Source organism: uncultured Roseobacter sp. (assembly GCF_947488185.1).
Classification (GTDB): Bacteria; Pseudomonadota; Alphaproteobacteria; order Rhodobacterales; family Rhodobacteraceae; genus Roseobacter.
This window is the reverse complement of sequence record NZ_CANKYM010000003.1, coordinates 828,123-848,459: the sequence shown is the minus strand read 5'-3', so window position 1 is coordinate 848,459 and position 20,337 is coordinate 828,123. Positions and strand designations below refer to the sequence as shown.

Below are 20,337 nucleotides of genomic sequence, written 5' to 3'. Positions count from 1 at the left end.
GCTATGCCGCATCGGGGGTGAGGTCAACGTATCCGATTTCCCGATGCGGAAAATTTCGCCACGTGGCGCGGAAAACCTCAGGCGAGCGCCCGCAGCAGCCGCTTGCGGGCCGCCGGGATCGCGCCGATCTCCACCCCGGTGAAGACATGCAGCGTGTTCATCTGACGGTCCACAACCGCATGATCGCTGACCCAGCCTCCCATCAGCAGGTAGGTCCGCAACAAGGGCGGCATATGCGCCATCGCCTTTTTCAGATCGGGTTTTCGCCGCAGCCGCGCGGCAAAGCGAAAGACATCCGGCGCCTTCACCCGTGGCAGCCAGCGTTTGGGGGCAAGATGGCGCGCCTTGAGCATGGCAAAGGCATCCAGATAGGCCGCCGCTTCCGTGCCCGCAAAAGACGAACAGCCAAAGAGCAGCTGCACATCGTGATCGTCCACATAGGCCGTCATCGCCGCCCAGGCGACGCGCAGGATGTCAGGGTCGCGCACATCCGGGTCAATGCAGAACCGCCCCATTTCAACCATGAGGCCTTCGAAGGCCTCCAGCGCGGAGAGCTCATAATACTGTGCGGCGTAGCTGGCGGAGACATCCGCGCCGGTCAGTTCCTGCATGCGGAAGGTACAGACCAGCACCCGGTCGTCCCGGTCTTCGATCAGGATATGTGCGCAGCGGGCGTCAAAAACATCCGAATCGCGGTCCACAGACAGGCCGAAACATCGGGCTCGGAGGGTCTGGGCGGCTTCAATGTCCCCGGGCGATGATGCCACCCGTGCGGTGTAGCGGCCTTTTGTCAGCGATATCATTGCGGCCTCCGGCACGGCATTCTGATACCAGGCTTCTAGCACAGCATTTTTAAAGCGCGCATGACAAATTCTAGTTGTCGATGCCCAGGTTACCCGGTGTGAAGCGGCCCAGGTTGCCCAGAAGCTGACGCAGGAAGGTCACGTCCCGCACGCCGGAGCTTGTCACCCGGCGGGTCAGCGGCACCACCTGTCCCCGTTCCAACCCGAAGGTTTCGACGTTGGAGACGACATCATTGCCGTCGAAGCTGATGGCCAGCACTTCGCGTTCCACAACCTCGGGGGCCAGCATGGCAAATGTCCGGATACGGCTGCGTACGAAGAAAATGCTACCCTCGTCCACGACGGATCTGGAAGAGGCCGAGCCAAGCGTCTCTTCGACGCTGGCCCGCGTGTCGATACCAACAACAATTTGCTCAAGATCTTCGGGCGGCGGGATGTAGCCGTGATCGCGATAGCGCGCGGCACAGGCGGACAGGCTCAGGCAGACAAGCGCCACCGCACCCCAGCGCGTGGCTTTGGGCATGGCCCCGATAACCGTCTTCGTGATACCCATTTAACCTGCCCTCTTGCCCTTGTGCGTCGCGGCTTTTATCTCGCTTACACCATGCACCGCCCATGGTTCAAGAAACGAAAGTATCTCATGGCCAAGCAATCCTCTCCGAGCGCCGGCGCATTGCGCGTCGCGGACCTCAATCAGAACAGCAGCACCTCCTTTGCTCTGCGCCCCGATGCCGCGGCACTAAAGGCGATGGCCGCCGAACTGGAGTTGCTGGGCCTGCGCAAACTGTCCTTCTCCGGCGAGGTCGCGGCCCATGGCGGAGCCGACTGGCGGCTGACCGGCACGCTTGGCGCAACCGTCGTGCAGCCCTGCAGCGTTACGCTGGAGCCGGTCACGACACGGATCGATGTGCCGGTGGAGCGGATGTATTTGGCGCAATACGAAGAAATCGACGCCCCGGAGGTCGAGATGCCCGAGGATGACACCACGGAGCCGCTGGGCCAGTGGATCGACCCCGAGCAGGTGATGATCGAGGCGCTGGTTCTGGCGCTGCCGCTCTATCCGCGCAGCGATGGCGCCGAATTGGGCGAAACCGTCTACGCCGAGCCGGGTGTGACGCCGATGCGCGATGAAGACGCCCGCCCCTTTGCCGGGCTGGCGGATCTCAAGGCGCAATTGGATAAGACGTCCAAGGACTGACCCGCCCTGCACCGGCGCAGACCCCACGCGCCGGTTTCGTCTTGATCCCCAAAAGGAACGCGCCCGTGCTGCACACATCCCTTCAAGGTCCTCAGGATGCGCCGGTCATTGCCTTTCTACATGCCGTTGGCATCAGTTCATGGATGTGGCGGGACGTGGCCGCCGCATTGCCGGACTACCGCATTCTGCTGATCGATTTGCCCGGCCATGGGCAAAGCCGCGATGTCCCGTGGGTGTCGCTGCAGGACAGCGCCGATCAGGCCGCTGAGACGATCAAGCGACAGGCTGCAGGTACAGAGGTGCATCTCGTGGCTCTGTCGCTGGGGTCCTATGTGGGGTTGCAGATGGTAATGCAGCATCCGCAGCTTTGCGCCTCGGCCCTGCTCAGCGGCATTCACCCCGGTGACATGCCGAGCAAAGGGATGATGAAACTCATGTCAGCCGTCATGGCCCCGCTGGCGCCGCGCCCCTTCATGGCCAGGCGCACCGCACGCATGATGGGGGCCAACGCAGATGTCGAAGGGTTTGTGTCTGCGGCCGCCCAGACCCGCCCCGCCGCCTTTCGACGCGCCACCAATGAAGTTGTCGATTTCAACCTCTCCAAAACGCCCCCGCAACCAGAAACCCGTCTGGCTTTCGTGGCCGGATCGCGGGAACACGCGCTTATTGTAGATGGTCTGGACGTCTTCACAGCGCGCTTTCCCGGCAGCGTCTCCGCCACGGCAGAGGGTCTTGGGCATGGCTGGGCGGGCGAAGACCCGAAACTCTTTGCCGGGTTCGTCAAAGCGCATATCAACGGCAATCTGCCAGCCACGGCGCAGGCCTTGCAAAACAGGTAAAAAAAACCACTTGCACCACGGCGCAATCGCAGTATTTTGCGCCGCTCACCCAAATAGGGTTGGACAAGTGCCGGGCTTGGGCCTAAACGCACGTCACACCCGAAAACTGGGAACTGAATTGAAACCCGGCCCCGCGCCCGTTTGCGCGCCCGGCCCCGAATGACAAAAGGCCCAAGACAATGGCTGTTCAACAGAACAAAGTCTCCAAATCGCGCCGCAACAACCGTCGCGCGCATGATTCCCTGGTTGCGGCAAACCCGAACGAATGCACCAACTGCGGTGAACTGAAGCGCCCGCACCACGTCTGTGCCGCCTGCGGTCACTATGACGACAAAGAAGTGGTTGCGCTCACAGAAGAGATTGATCTGGAAGACGACGCGGCCTAAACCTTTCCCTTAAACAATAAGGGCAGAAGGTTTTGGGGGCAGTCGCACTATGACGGCGCAGACCGATCAGGCATCCGCGAAGGCCAGACGCATCATCATATCCGTAGATGCGATGGGCGGGGACGAAGGTCCCGCCGCTGTTGTTGCGGGCTGTGATGCCTCCGCCCGCAAGAACCCCGACATCCAGTTTATCCTGCACGGGCCGGAAGCAGAGCTTTCCGGCCTTGTCGCACGTAAACGCGCCCTCGAAGGCCGTGTCGAAGTGCGCGATGCCAGCGGCGTGGTCAGTATGGACGACAAGCCGAGCCACATCGTGCGCAACGGCAAGGAAACCTCCATGTGGTCCGCCATCGAGGCGGTGCGCGAAGGCACGGCGACAGTGGCCGTGTCCTGTGGCAACACCGGCGCGCTGATGGCGCTGTCGATGATCCGCCTGCGCAAACTGCCGGGCGTGAACCGACCCGCGATTGCCGTGCTCTACCCTTCGTCCAATCCGCAAGGCTTCAACGTCATGCTGGATGTGGGCGCTGACGTGAAGGCAGATGCCGACGATCTGCTGCGCTACGCGCTGATGGGCATGTCCTACGCGCGCAACGGACTCGACCTGCCCCGCCCGCGCGTGGGTCTTTTGAACGTCGGGACCGAGGAACACAAAGGCCGCACCGAGCTGAAAGAAGCCTATGATTTGATTCGTGATCAACGCGACACTGCAGGCTTCGAATTCGTGGGGTTTGTGGAAGGCGGCGACATCTCGGGCGATATCTGCGATGTGATTGTCACGGATGGGTTCACCGGTAACGTCGCCATCAAGACCGGCGAAGGCACCGCCAACCTGATCGGCGACCGGCTGCGCGAAGCGTTCAAATTCTCGCCGCTGTCGCGTCTGGCCTCCGTACTGGCTTATACGTCGCTGCGCCGCCTGAAAAAGAAGATCGACCCCAGGCGCGTCAACGGTGGCGTGTTCCTGGGGCTCAATGGTACCGTGGTGAAATCCCATGGATCGGCGGATGCCACCGGCGTCTCGGCCGCTATCAAGCTGGCCGCTCAGCTGGCCGATATCAAATTCACGGATAAACTGGCAGCACGGGTCGCCGCCCTGCCCGGGGAGGAAAGCGAAACATGAGCCTGCGAGCTGTTGTCAAAGGTGTCGGCCATTACCTGCCGAAACGTGTTGTGCCGAACAAGGAGTTCGAGGCGACGCTCGACACCAATGACGAATGGATCAAGTCGCGCTCGGGCATTGAACGGCGGCATTTCGCGGGCGACGGGGAAACGACCTCGACCATGGCGACGGCGGCGGCCCGTGCGGCACTAAACGACGCGGGGCTGGAGCCCAAGGACGTCGATGCCATTATCGTGGCAACCTCAACCGCAGATCTGACCTTTCCCTCTGCGGCCACCATGGTGCAGGCCGAGCTGGGCATGGAAAACGGCTTTGCCTTTGATGTGCAGGCGGTCTGCGCCGGGTTCATCTATGCGCTCAGCAACGCCAATGCGCTGATCCTCTCCGGCCAGGCCAGCCGGGTGCTGGTCATCGGTGCGGAAACCTTCAGCCGCATCATGGATTGGACGGACCGGTCCACCTGCGTGCTCTTTGGCGATGGCGCGGGCGCGCTGGTGCTGGAAGCGCAGGACGGTGCGGGCACGTCTGAGGATCGCGGCATCCTGTCGACCGATCTCAACTCGGACGGACGCCACAAGGATCTGCTCTACGTCGACGGCGGCGTCTCAACTGGCACCACCGGCTATCTGCGCATGCAGGGCAATCAGGTCTTCCGCCACGCGGTCGAAAAGCTGGCCGCCACCGCGAATAAGGCAATGGCGCGCGCAGGCGTGACCGCCGAAGACGTGGATTGGATCGTGCCGCATCAGGCCAACATCCGCATCATCCAGGGCACCGCGAAAAAGCTGGGCCTGCCGATGGAAAACGTGGTGGTGACGGTGCAGGACCACGGCAATACCTCTGCCGCATCGATTCCCCTGGCCCTCTCTGTCGGGCGGGCGCGCGGACAAATCAAAGAGGGCGATCTGATCGTGACTGAAGCCATCGGCGGTGGATTGGCCTGGGGTGCGGTGGTGCTGCGCTGGTAGCGCGGTATTTGTCGCTCAAACGGCATCACGCAAGCCATTGATATTGACTCTGAAAATCCCTGTCCCCTATGGTTGCTGAAAACTCAACGGGGGACAACATGGCCGAAAAGACTTTGACACGCATGGATCTGAGCGAAGCTGTGTTCCGCGAGGTGGGATTGTCGCGCAATGAAAGCGCGCAACTTGTGGAATCCGTGCTGGAGCATCTGTCGGACGCGCTGGTGCGCGGCGAGCAGGTCAAGATATCCTCCTTTGGGACCTTCTCGGTGCGGGACAAATCCGCGCGTGTCGGGCGCAACCCGAAGACCGGCGAAGAGGTGCCGATCAACCCGCGCCGCGTGCTGACGTTCCGCCCTTCCCACCTGATGAAAGATCGCGTGGCCGACGGGAACAAGTCCTGATCTGATGTCCAAATCACCTGATGCTTTTCGCACGATCTCGGAGGTTGCCGACTGGCTGGGCGTGCAGGCGCATGTGTTGCGGTTCTGGGAGAGCAAGTTCACGCAAGTGAAGCCGATCAAGCGCGCGGGCGGGCGACGGTACTACCGACCTGCCGATATGCTGCTGCTGGGGGGCATCAAGAAGCTGCTGCACGACGATGGGCTGACCATCAAGGGTGTGCAGAAAATCCTGCGTGAACAGGGCATGAGCCATGTGGCGGACCAGTCGCAGGCGCTTGATGATCTGACCATGGCGGTGATCGAAGGCAGCTCCGATCAGCCTGCACAAGCTGCACCAGAAGACCCGCCCCTCGAAGCGGCCGCGGCACCTGAGCCGGAGCCGGTTGAAGCAGCAGAAGACGTCAGTGACTCCGTGGATATGGCTGAGGAGGCTTCGCCCGAACCGGAAGAAGTGCCAGAACCCGCAGCCGAGGCGCCTGAGCCAGCCGCGCCCGAGGCTGAGGCTGAGGCTGAGGCTGAGGCTGAGGCTGAGGCTGAGGCTGTTGAGATAGCCGAGCCCGAACAGGAAGACGCAACACAGAACGCAGAGCCTGCGCAAGAGCCTTCACCGGAGCCTGAGCCCGAAACGGTACCAGAGCCAGAAGCAGAAAAGGTACCTAAACCAGAGGTTTTGGAGGCCGACCCAGAAGTCCCGGCCCCCGAACCAGACCCGCTCGACGCGGGTTCAGAAGCAATGCTGGATCTTCCAGGGGCGGAAGAAGAACCGGCGGCAGAAGAGACGGCCGACGTGCCTGCGGACGAACCGGAACTGGCCCTGTATGAGGAGCCCGACCCGGCAAAAGAAACACCCGCACTGGACGCCGAAGAGGCCGGGACGCCCATCGACGCAAGTGCCCCTGAAGATGCGGCGCTCGAAGAAGCACCTTTAAGCGCAGAAAACGCGCCGGAACCGGACGCGGAGAGCCCGGCAGAGGTGGCCGCAGAAGAGACGCCTGCCTCTGACAGCCTGCCCAGCTTCATCCGTCGCCCTCTGGCGCCGCCGCCAGACGAAACCCCGGAAGACTCGGTCCAAAATGGCGATGACCTACCGGACACCTCCGACACTGAGGAGAGCACACCGGACGAAATCCACATAGAGGCCGCAGCGGATACCGCAGAACCAGCGGAGCCAAAACCGCGGATCATTGAGCTTGGCCCTCTGCCCGACGAGGCCGATATGCCGGCGCACCCTGCCGCGCTATCGGCACTTGCACGGACAAAGACCCTGGCCCCGGATCAACAGCAGGCCGCCAAGCCGCTTCTGGCGCAATTGATCCGTCTGCGCGCCAGCATGGCCAGCGCGCGCAAAGACGTCCGCAAAGACTGACAGATGCCAATTCGCTCTTGCCTCGGCCCCCAGATCGGGTATGAAGCGCCTCATGTCGGGCTATGGCGCAGCCTGGTAGCGCGTCCGTCTGGGGGACGGAAGGTCGCAGGTTCGAGTCCTGCTAGCCCGACCACTATCCGACATTTGCCAAGTGCCCGCGCCTGCAGTGCGCGGGCCTTTGCACATTCAGGAGACAGAGCATGAGCGGCGTGCTGCCCAACCAGATGATCACGCAGATGATCGCCGACACCCAGATCGCCGCAACGCGCGAGATCAGTGCCGCACAAATTCAACCCGCCAGCCTCGATCTGCGTTTGGGCACAACGGCTTACCGGGTGCGCGCCTCCTTTCTGGCGGGCCACGGCGAACGGGTTTCTGACCGCCTGAAGGAATTCGAGATGCACCGCGTGGATCTCAGCGATGGCGCGGTATTGGAAAAGGGCTGTGTCTACGTCGTGCCGCTGATGGAATCGCTGGCTCTGCCCGAAGACATTCAGGCGGTGGCCAATGCCAAGAGCTCGACCGGCAGGCTGGACCTGCTGACCCGTACGATCACCGATGGCGGTACAGAATTTGATCGGATTGCGCCGGGGTACCACGGCCCGCTTTATGCCGAGATCTGCCCACGGTCGTTTTCCGTTCTGGTGCGCCCGGGCATGCGGCTCAATCAGATCCGATTTGGCGATGGGCAGGCGGTGCTGGATGATGATGCCCTGCGCGCACTGCATGCCGAAACACCGCTGGTTGACGGCCCTGCGGTGATTGACGAGGGGCTGGGGTTTTCCGTAGATCTGCGCCTGCCGGAGACGACCCTTGTGGGCTACCGGGCAAAGCCGCACACCGGCGTGATTGATCTGGACCTGATCGACCACTACCCGCCCCGCGAGTATTGGGAAGAAGTGCACAGCGACAACGGTCAGATCATTCTGGATCCCGGTGCCTTTTACATTCTGGTCAGCCGCGAGGCGGTTACCATTCCGCCCGAATACGCCGCTGAAATGGCGCCGTTTCTGGCCATGGTGGGCGAGTTCCGGGTCCATTACGCGGGCTTTTTCGACCCCGGTTTCGGCCATGACGCAGCAGGCGGTTCCGGGTCGCGCGGCGTTCTCGAAGTGCGCTGTCACGAGGCGCCTTTCGTACTGGAGCACGGGCAGGTCGTGGGTCGTCTGGTCTATGAACGCATGGCGGAGGTGCCGACACAGCTGTACGGCGCGGGCATCGCGTCAAACTATCAGGGCCAGGGCCTGAAACTCAGCAAGCATTTTCGCGCAACCTGAGGCGCGTGTTACATCCGCGTGGTGCGGCGCAGTATCTTCATCGCCTGTTTTGTTCGTTGGGCGCTCTCTTTGCTTTGCGCGTGCGCAGGGGTGTTGCCCCCATCATCCTTACGCGGACGCATGGAAGCGGCCTTGTTGATCCCGGCATTGATGCCCTTGTTGACCAATCGCCGGGTGATCTGGCGCAGGATCATGCTGATAAGTCTGTCCATCTTGCTGCCCTGTGATGCATTGCCTCGCCGTCACTATAGCACCAATTGCGGCGATTTTCAGGACAAGAGGCGTTAGTCCTCGAAAAGCTCGCTCTGGCCCTCGGCGCTTTCCTCTTCCGCATCTTCTTCGGGACCGGGTAATCCAAGGCCCGGCGGGGGTCGGTTTTCCAGCAGGCCCGCCGCGCGCAGCTCCTTGAGGCCCGGCAGATCGCGGGCATTCTCCAGCCCGAAGTGGTCCAGAAACCCTTCGGTGACCACGAAAGTCACCGGCCGTCCGGGCGTCATCTTGCGACGCCCAAAGCGAATCCACTCCATCTCCAGCAGTTGATCGACGGTGCCCCGGCTGACGGAAACCCCGCGAATTTCCTCGATCTCCGCGCGGGTGACCGGTTGGTGATAGGCGATGATCGCCAGCGTTTCGATGGCGGCGCGGCTGAGCTTGCGGGTCTCGACGGTTTCACGCTGCATCAGAAAGCCCAGATCGGGTGCCGTGCGCATGGCCCAGGCATCCCCGATCTTGCACAGGTTCACCCCCCTGCCCTCGTACCTCTTGCGCAGGTGCACCAGCGCCTCTGCCGGGTCGGAGCCATGCGGCATGCGCGCACCTAGCTCCTTCAGCGATACCGGTTCGGCGGAGGCAAAGAGAATGGCCTCCACCATCCGTTCCTGTTCGCCCATGGGCGGGGCCTCGAACAGGCTCTCTTCCGGTGCTGCCGATGTCTCGTCACTCACGATGGGCGGTCCTTCTTGCGCAGCTGGATAGGCGCGAATGTCTCTGACTGGCGGATTTCCAGATGGCCCTCTTTAACAAGCTCCAGCGAGGCCGCAAAGGTCGATGCCGTGGCCGACCGGCGGCGCACCGGGTCGAGCTCCCAGCCCTCGGGCAGGTAGCTGGCGATATCCGTCCAGTCGCCTGCAAAACCCATCAGCCCGCGCATCCGCTCCAGCGCCTGTTCCATGGTGAACACCGCCTCGCGGTCCATGACGAAGGGGCGGAATTCATCCCGCGTACGGATACGCGCATAGCCCTGCATCAGGTCCAGCAGCGTCGCGGTGTATTCGATCTTGCGGGTGCGGGTGACTTTATGCGGCTGCCCCCGGCAGAAGAAATCGCGCCCCAGTCGGTCGCGCCCCATCAGCCGCGCGGCGGCATCGCGCATCGCCTGTAAACGTTCGAGTTGAAAAGCCAGATGCGCAGCCAGTTCTTCACCTGATGGGCCCTCTTCGGTGGGGTCCGGTGGCAGCAACAGACGGGATTTGAGAAAGGCAAGCCAGGCCGCCATGACCAGATAATCCGCCGCCAGCTCTAGCCGCAGCGCCTTGGCGCGTTCCACGAAGGCGAGGTATTGCCGGGCCAGCGCCAGAACGGAGATCTTTCGCAGATCGACCTTCTGCGTGCGGCTGAGTGTCAGCAACAGATCAAGCGGCCCCTCAAAGCCGTCCACATCGACGATCAGCGCCTCAGCGGCGAGCCGATCCGCAACCGATGTCTTGTCTTCCTCAAAGGGTATTTCAGCCATGCACCATAACGATTTTACGCCCCGCTCAACAGCGTCTCAAGCTGCGCGCGTGTGGCGTCAATGTCAATATCGTCAGGGGCTTTCCGGTAGCCAAGGGCCCGTTCCGCCCTGATTTGCCCGGCCTCGCTCATCTCGCCCGCCGCCCCGGTCACCCGTTCGCGATCGGCAAGCGGCGCATTGCAGTGCAGGACCACGTCGCATCCGGCAGAGAGGGCACCGGTTGTGATCTCTTCCAGACTGCCGCTCAGCGCCTTCATGCTGATGTCATCGGTCATGATGAGGTTATCAAACCCGATCTCTTCCCGGATCACTTTCATGACCTTGGGTGACAGGGTCGCGGGGCGGTCATCCAGCGCCTCATAGACAAGATGTGCCGTCATCCCCATCGGTACATCCCTGAGCGCCGCAAAGGGGACAAAATCATGCTGCGCCAGTTCTTCAGGTGCGGCGCTGACGTGTGGCAGGTCATGGTGACTGTCCAGCGTGGTGCGGCCATGGCCGGGCATGTGTTTGATCACCGGTAAAACACCGCCCGCCAGCAAGCCATCGGCCACGGCACGGCCCAAGCGCGCCACGGTGGCCGGGTCTGACCCATAGCAGCGATTGCGCAGGAAATCATGCGTCTCATTGCCCGCCAGATCGACCATGGGCGCGCAGTTGCTGTCGATCCCCAGCGTCTTCAGTTCCGCCGCAATCAGGCGATAGCGCAGGTACATGGCCTTTTCGGCGTCTGCCCCGGCTGCGGTCACAAAATCCAGCGGTGGCTGCCATTCTGCCCATTGCGGGCCGCGCAGGCGCTGCACCCGTCCGCCTTCCTGATCGATGGTGATGGGCGCATCCCGCCCGACCGCATCGCGCATCTGGTCGCACAGACGGCGCACCTGATCCGGGCTGTCGATGTTGCGGGCAAAGAGAATGAAGCCAAAGGGATTGGCTTGCCGGAAAAAGGCGGTTTCCTCAGGTGTCAGCGCCAGCCCATCGGCGTCGAGAATGGTGGCGCCGAACCTGCTCACTTGGACGCGACGGGAATGCAGTCGACCCCTTCGGCCTTGAAGGCGGAACAGAACCGCCGCGCATCTGCCAGATCGACAAACCCCATGGCCCGCAGGCGATAGAAGGTGCGCCCGCCCGATTGCGCCTGCTGCACCACGCGCGATTTGTCCTGCAGATAGCTGCCAAAGCGGCTTTCCAGACGCGCCCATTCGCTGCGCGCCACATCGGCGCTGTCGAAGGCACCCAGCTGCGCCAGACGCGTGCCTGCCGGGATGGCGGCGGCGTCAATCTCGGCCGTCGGGGTCTCGGCAACGAAGGCGGCAGTCTGCAGTGTCGCGGGCGCGCCCGGTCGCAGGCGCGGGCGTTTCACAATCTGTGCCGGGCTGGTTTCAGGGGGGGCTTCCTGGGCGTCCGCTGCCGTCGCTTCATCTGCTGCAGGGGTGTCCGCTGCCGTATCGGCAGCCTCTGCCAGCGGGGTCACGCCAGCGGTCAGCTCCGCCACAACCGCATCAATTGCGCCGCTTTGCAGGTTCTCGGCCAAGGTGCTCTCCACCCGTGCAGGTATACGTTTGGCACCGCCGACAACCTCCGCCGCCGGGGCGAGGGGTTCGGGTTGCGCCACCGGCGCCACATCCGTGGCAGAAATCGGCTGATCTTCCTGCGCCAGATCGGTGTCCCGCGGGGCCAGTACCACCTGATCCACCGGACCTGCGGCAACGCCCTCTGCGGCGACGGCGTTAACTGCCAAGCCCTGATGCCGGGCCACCTGCCCGCCGGGATCTTCCGGGCGCACCCGCATTTCACCCTCGGCGGCACGCACAACCGGAATACCGGAGACATCGCGCACCATCAGCTTGTAGCCCCAGACGCCAATACCCGCGATCAACGCCAGAGAGACCACGGCGCCGGCCACATTTGTCATCATTGCCAGGGCGTTGGGCGACAGGTCATCGGCGCGCGGGGCCTCGTGCTCGCGCCCATACGCGCCCATACCATGGGAAAATTCAATGTCCGCCATCGTCGCCTCGCTGCCGATGGGAAACGATGCCCCGTCGGTCTGTCTATGACTGCCTGCTCGGGCGAAGGTCGCGATTTGCTACCGCATTTCCTGCGCCGGTGTAACGCCAAGAATACCAAGACCGGCTGCAATTACAACGCTCACGGCCTTTGCGAGGGCGATTTTCGCCGCTGTGACTTTTGGGTCATCCTGCACAAAGCGCAAGGAGGGAACCTCGTTGCCCTTGTTCCACAGCGCATGGAAAGTTCCGGCCAGCTCGTAGAGGTAAAAAGCCACCCGGTGCGGCTCATTGCTGCGCGCGGCGGTTTCCACCAGACGCGGCCATTCAGCCAGCTTGGCCGCCAGCCCCATCTCCGCCTCGTGATCGAGCAGGCTCAGGTCCGCCGCCTGGAGTGTGGCATCATCGACGGGAATATCCGCCTCGGTGGCCTTGCGCAGCACCGAGGCGACCCGGGCATGGGCATATTGCACATAGAACACGGGGTTCTCGCGGCTCTGCTCCATGACCTTGTCGAAGTCGAAATCCAGCATCGCGTCGTTCTTGCGTGTGAGCATGACAAAACGCGTCACATCCGGGCCCACCTGATCGACCACATCGCGCAGGGTCACAAAGGTCCCTGCCCGTTTGGACATTTTGAAGGGCTCACCGTTCTTGAAGAGCTTCACCAGTTGGCAGAGCTTGATGTCGAGCGGCACCGTGCCGCCAGAGAGCGCGGACACCGCCGCCTTCATCCGCTTCACATAGCCGCCGTGGTCGGCCCCAAAGACATCGATCAGGGTGTCGAAACCCCGGTCGATCTTGTCATAGTGATAGGCGATATCAGGCGCAAAATAGGTCCAGCTGCCATCGGATTTTTTCACCGGGCGGTCGACATCATCCCCGTGTTCGGTGGATTTGAACAGCGTCTGTTCACGCGGCTCCCAGTCCTCGGGCTTCTTGCCCTTGGGCGGCTCCAGAACACCTTCGTAAATCAGACCCTTGTCCCGAAGATCATCGATTGCAGCTTCGATCCGGCCCGTCCCGTAGAGAGATTTTTCGGAGTAGAAGACATCCATCTCAACGCCGAGCGCCTTGAGATCGGCGCGGATCATCTCCATCATCGCATCCATCGCGAAAACGCGAAGATCCTCAAGCCAGTACTGCTCGCCCTTGTCCAGATAGGCATCGCCCACCTTGTCTTTCAGCGCCTCGCCCACTGCGATCAGATAGTCGCCCGGATAGGTGCCATCGGGAAAGGCCACCTCCTGCCCATGCGCCTCCAGATACCGCAGATACACCGACCGGGCGAGCACATCGACCTGTGCGCCGCCGTCATTGATGTAATACTCCCGCGTCACGTCAAAGCCCGCGAAATCCAGCAGGGAGGCCAGCGCATCGCCAAAAACTGCGCCGCGCGTGTGACCCACGTGCAAGGGACCGGTGGGGTTGGCCGACACATATTCCACATTCACGCGTTTGCCCTGCCCCAGCTGCGCGCGGCCAAAATCACGGCCTGCCGTTAGAGCGGCGGCAACGACAGACTGCCAGACCGCAGGCGCCAGCCGCAGGTTCAGGAACCCCGGCCCCGCCACATCCGCGGAAACGATCCGATCATCCTCGGCCAAACGGGCGGCCAGCGCCTCGGCAATGTCGCGCGGTTTCTGACCGGCAGGTTTTGCCAGCACCATTGCCGCATTGGTCGCCATATCGCCATGGGCCGCATCGCGCGGCGGCTCGACCGTCACGTTGTCCATGGCCAGCCCGGCGCGCAGTTGCCCGGCGGTCTCCATGTCCTGCAAGCACTCCAAAACAAGCGCGCGGATATCGGCAAAAAGGTTCATGTCAGCGTCCTTCGGCAGAGATTGGCGCGGTGTATCACGCCCAAGGCGCGGGTCAACCGGACACCGCGCTGCCGCAGGGTTTAGGCGATCTTACCCGCCCGAAATCAACCGCTCATGTTCCTGCAGCGCAAAGCGGTCCGTCATGCCGGAAATATAGTCCGACACGATGCGCGCCAGATCGATTTCATCGGACACCTCCTGCACATCCTTGCGCCACTGCTTTGGCAATTGATCCGGATGCGCCATGAAGTAGGGAAAGAGTTCCTCCACCACCTGCGTGACCTGCGCGCGCATCTTCACGACGCTGGGCGCGCGGTACATGCGGTCAAAGAGGAAAGAGCGGATCACCTTGAGATCGGAGAAGACATCATCTGAAAAGCGGATGATGGTACGTCCGGCACCCCGGACATCATCCACCGACTGGGGCTCCAGTTCACGCAGCCTTTCCTGCGCAAAATCAATCACATCCTCGACCAGTATACCGAAGAACCGGCGCAGGGCCTCGTGCCGCCTGCGGTAGTAGTTCAGCCCCGGATAGGTGCCATCCACTTCCTCGAAACAGGCGTTCAGGATCGGCAGCGCGGCCAGTTCGTCGGTGGAAAACAGCTCCGCCCGCAGACCATCGTGCAGATCGTGGTGGTTGTAAGCCACATCGTCGGCAATCGCCGCAACCTGGGCCTCCGCACTGGCATAGGTATAGAGTTCGAGATCGTGTTGATCGTTGTACGCTTTCAGCGCCCAGGGTACCGGACCGACGACCGGCCCATTGTGCTTGGCGATGCCCTCCAGGGTCTCCCATGTCAGGTTCAGACCGTCGAAATCCGCGTAGTGCCGCTCCAGATGGGTGACGATGCGGATCGCCTGCGCATTGTGATCGAACCCGCCATAGGGTGCCATGAGCACAGACAGCGCGTCCTCGCCTGTATGTCCGAAGGGGGTGTGGCCCAGATCATGTGCAAGGGCCACCGCCTCCGTCAGCTCGCCATTTAACCCAAGGGCCCCCGCGATCGTGCGGGCCACCTGCGCCACCTCGATCGAATGGGTCAGCCGCGTGCGGTAGTAGTCGCCTTCATGCTCGATGAAGACCTGGGTTTTATGCTTGAGCCGGCGAAAGGCGCTGGCGTGAATGATCCTGTCCCGATCCCGCTGGAAGCAGGACCGAAACGTGCTTTCCTCTTCCCGCACACGCCGGCCGCGGGCGTGGTTCGGATCGGAGGCATATACTGCCGTCATGACGTGCTGGTCCTTGTCGCCTGTCCCGAGAGTTTCTATATTGCACGCGAAGACTTAATGAAACCGCTTGACGGAGCACGCAGATGCAACTCCCGCCCAAGGTCACGCCCCGTGCGTTTGACAGACTGGCTGAAATCGGTGCCGCCACCGACGGCAAAGCCTTGCGCGTGGCTGTCGAAGGCGGCGGATGTTCCGGGTTTCAGTATGAAATCGCGCTCGATGAACCCCGTGCGGATGATCTGGTGCTCGAAGGCGCCGGTCAAAAGGTGGTTATTGACGCTGTATCGCTGCCCTTCCTCGGCGACGCGGTCATCGACTTTTCCGAAGAGTTGATCGGCGCGCGCTTCATCATCGAAAACCCCAATGCCTCAAGCTCCTGCGGATGTGGCACCTCGTTCTCGATGTAGATTAACATCGAAGCGTATGTTTTTGCTTTTATAGAACTTTAGACGTCGACCCGCGCAAAGCTTTCAAAAAATGCATCGAAGCGGTCAGAGGATTGTTCTGCGCCGCTGAGGATGTCTTCCCCGTCCTGGCCAACCGCATCCGTCATCGCTGCCCGCATCTGGCTCCAGTCATTGCTGCGTGCCGGTCCCAAATGGAACATGTATTCGGACATTGCCCGCAACGGCCCCTTGCGCGCCGCATGCCGTGCAACATAGAGCCCGGTGGAACATGCCTCACCGGGAAAGCTGGGACGATCCGCAAACTGCGCCCACCAGCAGGTCACCAGATACTCATGATAGGCATCGGAGCCTTTCGGGCCATCCGCTTTCAGCACGAAGCCGCCCATTTCCTGCGCAATCCAGTCTTCCCAGATCGCACTTGGCCGCTTCCCGGCAAAGCGCATGGCCACGCAGATTTCCGCAAGTAAATCAATGTCCTGATCCAGATAGGCCAGCAGGCCGGCAAATTCGAGACTGGCAATGGCCGCGTCATCCAGATGTGGATCAACCAAGCCATAGTCCGACAGGTAGAATACGATATGGGTCAGCTCGTAGGCGGCCTTCTTATTCGGCAGCGTGAAGGTTTCGGAGCGGTTGATGAACCGGTGCAACCGTTCTGTCAGCATGACATCTTCGCTGCCCACGCCGCGTCTCTTCAGCAATCGCTGCGCCTCGGCGCGTTGCAGATCAGAGAGCTCTGCCTCGACAAGCCCCATTTTCGCGACCCAACGGCAGAGATCGGTGCCCTTGCCACTGCCGAACCCCAGATCTTCGAGGTCGAGACAGATCGACAGCAGAAACCGGTAGTATTGAGGAAAGAACCGAAGCCGCTCGTCGAGACCGTCGTAGACACGGCGATAGGAGGCCAATGCGCTCTCTGGCAGCATCGCGCCGCTGCTCGCCAGCACATTCAGAACTTCGGCATTTTCCTTCAGCCAGAACACATCGTCCGGGCTGCGCCTGTTGCAGGCAAAATTTCCGATCAGTACGGTCTGGCGTTCTGCCAGATCCAATCTACGCGGCAGACCTAAAGAGACGACGTTAGACATGGGGGTTCTTCCTTTGCCCGATAGATCTGCCGCGCAAGGCTTGTGGCCGGGCCAGATGGGTGTCTGGCCCGATCCAAAAGACCTTGGGTTACATGGAGGTCGTGAAGAGACCGGTTGCATCCCCTGACAATGCGTCACGGCCTGCGACCATGCTGGTCGTGAAGAGACCGGTTTCCGCACCGGACAGGGTATCTGCTTCGGGCGCCATCGAGGTGGTGAAGAGCTCGGTCGCCTCACCGCGCATCATGTCGCCGCTTGCGGGGCCCATGCTGGTGGTGAAAAGCGCTGTGCCTGCGCCGCTGTGCAGGTCCGTTTCAACGGAAAATGTGTCTTCGATTGCGGGTGTCGCCAACAGTACATTCGTCTTCATTGCATATCCCTTTCAAATGAAGTTTTCGCCCTTTCACGCTTGCCCGTTTAAGGAGAGTTTCCAATAAATTTTCACGTTAAGAATGTGTTAACCACTACTTATCCACACTAGAGTCACGCCCTACGGACCGACCGTGACGCGAAACTCAGTTTGGTAATCTTGGTTAATTTTTTTTTATCCACAGTGGATAAATATGTGGATATTAACTTATAACTACCGTTTTCCGTTAACCGTTAACGGGAATCACCGGAATCACCTCCAGCCTGGCACATGTTTTGGCGTCACTGCGGCGCTTGCTCTGGCCGTCTGATTGCGCGATAGCTTGCACAAATCTCGGGAGGGCCGACATGAAGATCGCCACGTTCAACATCAATGGGATCAAGGCACGGATCAACGCACTACCCGAATGGCTGGATGATACCCAACCGGATGTTGTTGTCCTTCAGGAAATCAAGTCGGTCGACGAGGCTTTTCCCACGGAACTTTTTGAAGAACACGGGTACAATGTGGCCACCCATGGGCAGAAGAGCTTCAACGGCGTGGCGATTCTGTCGAAACACCCGCTGGAGGACGTCACGCGCGGCCTGCCGGGGGACGACAGCGATGAGCAAGCCCGCTGGATCGAGGCGACGATCATGGGCACGTCACATGCCTTGCGGGTCTGCGGGCTCTATTTACCGAACGGCAACCCGGTCCCGGGCCCCAAGTATGACTACAAGCTAGCGTGGATGGCGCGTCTCAAGGCGCGGGCAGAGGCGCTCCTCGCCGAAGAGACGCCATTTCTGATGGCTGGTGACTACAACATCATCCCACAGGCCGAGGACGCCGCCACGCCTGACGGCTGGCGGGAAGACGCCCTGTTCCGGCTGGACAGCCGCACCGCCTTTCGCGAACTGATCAACCTCGGCCTGACGGACGCGTTTCGCGCCCGCACGCAAGGGCCCGGACACTATAGTTTCTGGGACTATCAGGCTGGCGCGTGGAACCGGAACCACGGGATTCGGATCGATCATCTGCTGCTCTGCCCGCAAACGGCCGACATGCTGACCGACTGCGCAATCGACAAGGATGTGCGCGGCCGAGACAAACCATCGGATCACGTGCCCGTCTGGATCGATCTCGCCGCCTGACATTCGGCGGAATGGATGTCCGCCCCCACCGGACCGGACGACACGCACCGCACACAATCAGTATCTGCACCTTCGGCAACCGGATCGACCGGTCTCCTGATGCGCTTCTGATGAAAGGTTCCCCACCTGTGCGATTTCTACTGATTACTTACGTCCTCCCCCTGCTCCTCGTTCTTGTCGGGCTCACTGCTGTGGCGCGGGCCGACGTTATCGGCTCTCAACGCTTGGTGTTTTCCAGCCCGGCGCTGATCGATGAGCTGACCCCGAGGATGCAGGAGATACTGACCCGCGCCAACGGACGCCGCGACAGGGATCTGATGGTGCGCATCTGGTATCCGGCGCGGGCGCCGATAGATGCAGAAAGCCGGAAGCATTACGGGTTTCACAGCGACGCATTTGATTTTGCCATCGATCCGGCTGGAAACCATGAGATCCTTGAAAAATTGCGCGAGCGCAAGCGCCGCAGCATTACCTATCAGAATGCAAAACCGGATACCACGCGGCCCTTGCCGGTCATTCTCTATTCGCACGGAAACGGGAATGCGGCAGAGGCGAACGAGCCCTACTTTGAGGCCTTGGTGCAGCGGGGATACGTTGTGGTCTCCATCGGCCATAGCTTTGCCGCGAGCCTCGTGACGCTTGAGGAAGGCCGCGTGGCCAAGGTGGACCCCGATCTGCAGGCTTACTTCGAAAGTGAGCTCTCCGAAGACCGGCGCAACCCCGATCTGGCGTTTGACGAGGCAACGGCAGATGCCCTCGCCGCGCTGCCCCTGGGAGCCGTGCCGGAGGGTGATTTGCTCGACCGGTACCACTATCTGGTATCCGAAGTGCTCAGCGGCAGCCGCGCCTATCTTGCGCTTTGGGTAGCCGACATCGAGCTCGTTCTAGCATCGCTCGAAGACATCAATACAAGCGCCGGGTCACACGGGCTGACCGGGATGTTCGATCTGTCCCGCGTTGGCGCGATGGGGCATTCTTTCGGCGGCGCCGCGTCCCGGCATTTTTGTGACAGCGAACCGCGCTGCAAGGTTTCGATCAATATGGACGGCACTGACCCGACAAGACGAGACGAACGCATTCGCAACCCGCATATGCGATACTATTTCGATGTGAAAGCGCAGGTCGCGCAGAATGTCCGTGATGGCGCCCGCAGGGATCGGGACTTCCTGCGCCTGATGCGCAAGCTCTTTCACCAGCGGCAACTGCATGAGAGCCACGCGATGATCGCGGCAGCGGACAGTGATCTCGTCGTTCTGAGCCCGCGGAAAATCTCGCACCTGGATTTCACCCTTGGATGGCTGAACCTGCACCGCTACGGGCCCGGCAAACGCGTCTGGCAGCGGGTGATCCGACAAACCTCCCTGCCCTTTCTCGATCTCTATCTGCGACCAGACCAGGCGAGCGATGCGATGTGCCGCACGCTCGACAAACCGCGTGGATTCCGGCTGATTTACACCAATCTATGTGACTAGGCCGACATTGGGGGCATGACGCGCCCGATCCACGACGGCTTCGGCCCGGAAAGACCTAAGCTTCGAGTTCCGCGTCCCAATAAAGGAAATCCATCCAGCTGTCATGCAGATGGTTGGGGGGAAACTTGCGCCCCATGTTCCGCAGCTCTTCCGCGCCCGGCTGACGCGGCGGCTTACGCAGGCACAGGCCAGTGCGGTGCAGCGGCTTGGACCCCTTTTTCAGATTACAGGGCGAACAGGCCGCCACCACATTCTGCCAGCTGGTCACCCCGCCGGAGGCGCGTGGGACCACGTGATCAAAGGTCAACTCCCCCTTGGCGCCACAATACTGGCAGCGGAATTCATCCCTCAGAAATAAATTAAAGCGCGTGAAGGCCACGCGCTTTTGAGGTTTTACATAGTCTTTCAGAACGACGACTGACGGAATTCTGATCTCCGTACTGGGGCTTCGGACGATGTCGTCATATTCGGCGACGATGTCCACCCGGTCGAGCCAGGCCGCCTTGACCGCCTCCTGCCAGGGCCAGAGCGACAGCGGGTAGTAACTCAAGGGGCGATAGTCCGCATTCAGCACCAGCGCGGGTCGGTGCCTCAGGCTCGCAGGGTTGCGGGTAAAATCCGTTCTGAAATCGCCGTCCATGATTACACGCACCCTTTGCCGTTCCGCGTCCGGTCCAGCGGGCCAGTCCCGCCGATAGGCCGACTATATCTC

The 20,337-nt window shown here is 61.5% G+C and carries 23 protein-coding genes and 1 tRNA gene; 12 read left to right on the top strand and 12 right to left on the bottom strand.

Going from position 1 to position 20,337, the window contains the following annotated elements; translation table 11 throughout:
• Positions 1-77: 77 nt before the first annotated feature.
• Both Q1A52_RS15340 and Q1A52_RS15335 read right to left on the bottom strand, forming a co-directional pair.
• Positions 78-803: a GNAT family N-acyltransferase gene (locus Q1A52_RS15340; protein WP_300017129.1), complete on the bottom strand. Its 726-nt coding sequence runs from the start codon at positions 801-803 to the stop codon at positions 78-80.
• Between the two features lie 70 nt (positions 804-873).
• Positions 874-1,356, bottom strand: a complete 483-nt coding sequence (locus Q1A52_RS15335) for an outer membrane protein assembly factor BamE (protein WP_299783066.1) — start codon at positions 1,354-1,356, stop codon at positions 874-876.
• An 87-nt stretch (positions 1,357-1,443) separates the two neighbouring features.
• Here Q1A52_RS15335 and Q1A52_RS15330 point away from each other — a divergent pair, with 87 nt between their 5' ends.
• The 9 genes from Q1A52_RS15330 to Q1A52_RS15290 all read left to right on the top strand — a co-directional run bounded on the left by Q1A52_RS15330 (position 1,444) and on the right by Q1A52_RS15290 (position 8,361).
• The gene (locus Q1A52_RS15330) at positions 1,444-2,001 is read left to right on the top strand and encodes a DUF177 domain-containing protein (protein ID WP_300017125.1); all 558 of its coding nucleotides are present in this window, start codon (positions 1,444-1,446) and stop codon (positions 1,999-2,001) included.
• A gap of 65 nt (positions 2,002-2,066) precedes the next feature.
• Positions 2,067-2,840, top strand: coding sequence for an alpha/beta fold hydrolase (locus Q1A52_RS15325; RefSeq protein WP_300017122.1), 774 nt, complete (start codon positions 2,067-2,069; stop codon positions 2,838-2,840).
• Positions 2,841-3,019: 179 nt separating this feature from the next.
• Positions 3,020-3,226, top strand: a complete 207-nt coding sequence (gene rpmF, locus Q1A52_RS15320) for a 50S ribosomal protein L32 (RefSeq protein ID WP_195820411.1) — start codon at positions 3,020-3,022, stop codon at positions 3,224-3,226.
• 49 nt (positions 3,227-3,275) lie between these two features.
• The gene (gene plsX, locus Q1A52_RS15315; protein WP_300017119.1) at positions 3,276-4,349 is read left to right on the top strand and encodes a phosphate acyltransferase PlsX; all 1,074 of its coding nucleotides are present in this window, start codon (positions 3,276-3,278) and stop codon (positions 4,347-4,349) included.
• A complete protein-coding gene (locus Q1A52_RS15310) occupies positions 4,346-5,317 on the top strand; it encodes a beta-ketoacyl-ACP synthase III (protein WP_300017116.1) in 972 nt (323 codons plus the stop codon). Before plsX ends, Q1A52_RS15310 begins: the two co-directional genes overlap by 4 nt.
• A gap of 98 nt (positions 5,318-5,415) precedes the next feature.
• The gene (gene ihfA / locus Q1A52_RS15305) at positions 5,416-5,718 is read left to right on the top strand and encodes an integration host factor subunit alpha (protein ID WP_195820414.1); all 303 of its coding nucleotides are present in this window, start codon (positions 5,416-5,418) and stop codon (positions 5,716-5,718) included.
• 4 nt (positions 5,719-5,722) lie between these two features.
• Positions 5,723-7,084, top strand: coding sequence for a MerR family transcriptional regulator (locus Q1A52_RS15300; protein ID WP_300017113.1), 1,362 nt, complete (start codon positions 5,723-5,725; stop codon positions 7,082-7,084).
• A gap of 56 nt (positions 7,085-7,140) precedes the next feature.
• A tRNA-Pro gene (locus Q1A52_RS15295) sits at positions 7,141-7,217 on the top strand.
• Between the two features lie 67 nt (positions 7,218-7,284).
• Positions 7,285-8,361, top strand: a complete 1,077-nt coding sequence (locus Q1A52_RS15290) for a 2'-deoxycytidine 5'-triphosphate deaminase (RefSeq protein ID WP_300017110.1) — start codon at positions 7,285-7,287, stop codon at positions 8,359-8,361.
• A gap of 8 nt (positions 8,362-8,369) precedes the next feature.
• On the opposite strand, the gene Q1A52_RS15285 is transcribed toward Q1A52_RS15290, so the two are convergent.
• The 7 genes from Q1A52_RS15285 to Q1A52_RS15255 form a co-directional block, all read right to left on the bottom strand.
• A complete protein-coding gene (locus Q1A52_RS15285; protein ID WP_300017107.1) occupies positions 8,370-8,573 on the bottom strand; it encodes a hypothetical protein in 204 nt (67 codons plus the stop codon).
• 72 nt (positions 8,574-8,645) lie between these two features.
• Positions 8,646-9,251, bottom strand: a complete 606-nt coding sequence (gene scpB / locus Q1A52_RS15280; protein WP_299783554.1) for an SMC-Scp complex subunit ScpB — start codon at positions 9,249-9,251, stop codon at positions 8,646-8,648.
• 50 nt (positions 9,252-9,301) lie between these two features.
• Positions 9,302-10,093, bottom strand: coding sequence for a ScpA family protein (locus Q1A52_RS15275; RefSeq protein ID WP_300017104.1), 792 nt, complete (start codon positions 10,091-10,093; stop codon positions 9,302-9,304).
• 14 nt (positions 10,094-10,107) lie between these two features.
• Positions 10,108-11,106, bottom strand: a complete 999-nt coding sequence (gene nagZ / locus Q1A52_RS15270; RefSeq protein WP_300017101.1) for a beta-N-acetylhexosaminidase — start codon at positions 11,104-11,106, stop codon at positions 10,108-10,110.
• Entirely contained in the window at positions 11,103-12,104 is a 1,002-nt protein-coding gene (locus tag Q1A52_RS15265; RefSeq protein WP_300017098.1) for an SPOR domain-containing protein, read from the bottom strand. The genes nagZ and Q1A52_RS15265 overlap by 4 nt, the downstream gene beginning before the upstream one ends.
• A 78-nt stretch (positions 12,105-12,182) precedes the next feature.
• Positions 12,183-13,925, bottom strand: coding sequence for an arginine--tRNA ligase (argS, locus tag Q1A52_RS15260; protein ID WP_300017095.1), 1,743 nt, complete (start codon positions 13,923-13,925; stop codon positions 12,183-12,185).
• Between the two features lie 90 nt (positions 13,926-14,015).
• On the bottom strand, positions 14,016-15,158 hold the full coding sequence (locus Q1A52_RS15255; protein WP_195820421.1) for a deoxyguanosinetriphosphate triphosphohydrolase: 1,143 nt from the start codon (positions 15,156-15,158) through the stop codon (positions 14,016-14,018).
• A gap of 83 nt (positions 15,159-15,241) precedes the next feature.
• On the opposite strand from Q1A52_RS15255, the gene Q1A52_RS15250 reads away from it, so the two are divergent.
• A complete protein-coding gene (locus Q1A52_RS15250) occupies positions 15,242-15,565 on the top strand; it encodes an iron-sulfur cluster assembly accessory protein (RefSeq protein ID WP_195820422.1) in 324 nt (107 codons plus the stop codon).
• A 38-nt stretch (positions 15,566-15,603) separates the two neighbouring features.
• Here the strand turns inward: Q1A52_RS15250 and Q1A52_RS15245 are convergent, their stop codons facing one another.
• A complete protein-coding gene (locus Q1A52_RS15245; RefSeq protein WP_300017092.1) occupies positions 15,604-16,653 on the bottom strand; it encodes a hypothetical protein in 1,050 nt (349 codons plus the stop codon).
• 88 nt (positions 16,654-16,741) lie between these two features.
• Positions 16,742-17,023 (bottom strand): DUF6749 domain-containing protein, encoded by a 282-nt coding sequence (locus Q1A52_RS15240; protein WP_300017089.1) that lies wholly within the window; start codon positions 17,021-17,023, stop codon positions 16,742-16,744.
• Positions 17,024-17,370: 347 nt separating this feature from the next.
• Between Q1A52_RS15240 and xth the strand changes: the two genes are divergently transcribed.
• Both xth and Q1A52_RS15230 read left to right on the top strand, forming a co-directional pair.
• Entirely contained in the window at positions 17,371-18,153 is a 783-nt protein-coding gene (gene xth / locus Q1A52_RS15235) for an exodeoxyribonuclease III (protein ID WP_300017086.1), read from the top strand.
• Positions 18,154-18,281: 128 nt separating this feature from the next.
• Positions 18,282-19,625: a hypothetical protein gene (locus Q1A52_RS15230; protein ID WP_300017083.1), complete on the top strand. Its 1,344-nt coding sequence runs from the start codon at positions 18,282-18,284 to the stop codon at positions 19,623-19,625.
• A 55-nt stretch (positions 19,626-19,680) separates the two neighbouring features.
• On the opposite strand, the gene Q1A52_RS15225 is transcribed toward Q1A52_RS15230, so the two are convergent.
• Positions 19,681-20,265: an HNH endonuclease gene (locus Q1A52_RS15225; RefSeq protein ID WP_299783048.1), complete on the bottom strand. Its 585-nt coding sequence runs from the start codon at positions 20,263-20,265 to the stop codon at positions 19,681-19,683.
• Positions 20,266-20,337: the final 72 nt, after the last annotated feature.

Coding starts and splice junctions, on each gene's coding strand:
- Q1A52_RS15290 (WP_300017110.1), top strand. CDS start 7,285: ATGAGCGGCGTGCTGCCCAACCAGATGATCACGCAGATGATCGCCGAC.
- Q1A52_RS15275 (WP_300017104.1), bottom strand. CDS start 10,093: ATGGCTGAAATACCCTTTGAGGAAGACAAGACATCGGTTGCGGATCGG.
- Q1A52_RS15300 (WP_300017113.1), top strand. CDS start 5,723: ATGTCCAAATCACCTGATGCTTTTCGCACGATCTCGGAGGTTGCCGAC.
- Q1A52_RS15245 (WP_300017092.1), bottom strand. CDS start 16,653: ATGTCTAACGTCGTCTCTTTAGGTCTGCCGCGTAGATTGGATCTGGCA.
- Q1A52_RS15310 (WP_300017116.1), top strand. CDS start 4,346: ATGAGCCTGCGAGCTGTTGTCAAAGGTGTCGGCCATTACCTGCCGAAA.
- plsX (WP_300017119.1), top strand. CDS start 3,276: ATGACGGCGCAGACCGATCAGGCATCCGCGAAGGCCAGACGCATCATC.
- ihfA (WP_195820414.1), top strand. CDS start 5,416: ATGGCCGAAAAGACTTTGACACGCATGGATCTGAGCGAAGCTGTGTTC.
- Q1A52_RS15285 (WP_300017107.1), bottom strand. CDS start 8,573: ATGGACAGACTTATCAGCATGATCCTGCGCCAGATCACCCGGCGATTG.
- xth (WP_300017086.1), top strand. CDS start 17,371: ATGAAGATCGCCACGTTCAACATCAATGGGATCAAGGCACGGATCAAC.
- Q1A52_RS15250 (WP_195820422.1), top strand. CDS start 15,242: ATGCAACTCCCGCCCAAGGTCACGCCCCGTGCGTTTGACAGACTGGCT.
- Q1A52_RS15255 (WP_195820421.1), bottom strand. CDS start 15,158: ATGACGGCAGTATATGCCTCCGATCCGAACCACGCCCGCGGCCGGCGT.
- Q1A52_RS15225 (WP_299783048.1), bottom strand. CDS start 20,265: ATGGACGGCGATTTCAGAACGGATTTTACCCGCAACCCTGCGAGCCTG.
- Q1A52_RS15340 (WP_300017129.1), bottom strand. CDS start 803: ATGATATCGCTGACAAAAGGCCGCTACACCGCACGGGTGGCATCATCG.
- argS (WP_300017095.1), bottom strand. CDS start 13,925: ATGAACCTTTTTGCCGATATCCGCGCGCTTGTTTTGGAGTGCTTGCAG.
- Q1A52_RS15240 (WP_300017089.1), bottom strand. CDS start 17,023: ATGAAGACGAATGTACTGTTGGCGACACCCGCAATCGAAGACACATTT.
- scpB (WP_299783554.1), bottom strand. CDS start 9,251: ATGGGCGAACAGGAACGGATGGTGGAGGCCATTCTCTTTGCCTCCGCC.
- Q1A52_RS15335 (WP_299783066.1), bottom strand. CDS start 1,356: ATGGGTATCACGAAGACGGTTATCGGGGCCATGCCCAAAGCCACGCGC.
- Q1A52_RS15265 (WP_300017098.1), bottom strand. CDS start 12,104: ATGGCGGACATTGAATTTTCCCATGGTATGGGCGCGTATGGGCGCGAG.
- rpmF (WP_195820411.1), top strand. CDS start 3,020: ATGGCTGTTCAACAGAACAAAGTCTCCAAATCGCGCCGCAACAACCGT.
- Q1A52_RS15330 (WP_300017125.1), top strand. CDS start 1,444: ATGGCCAAGCAATCCTCTCCGAGCGCCGGCGCATTGCGCGTCGCGGAC.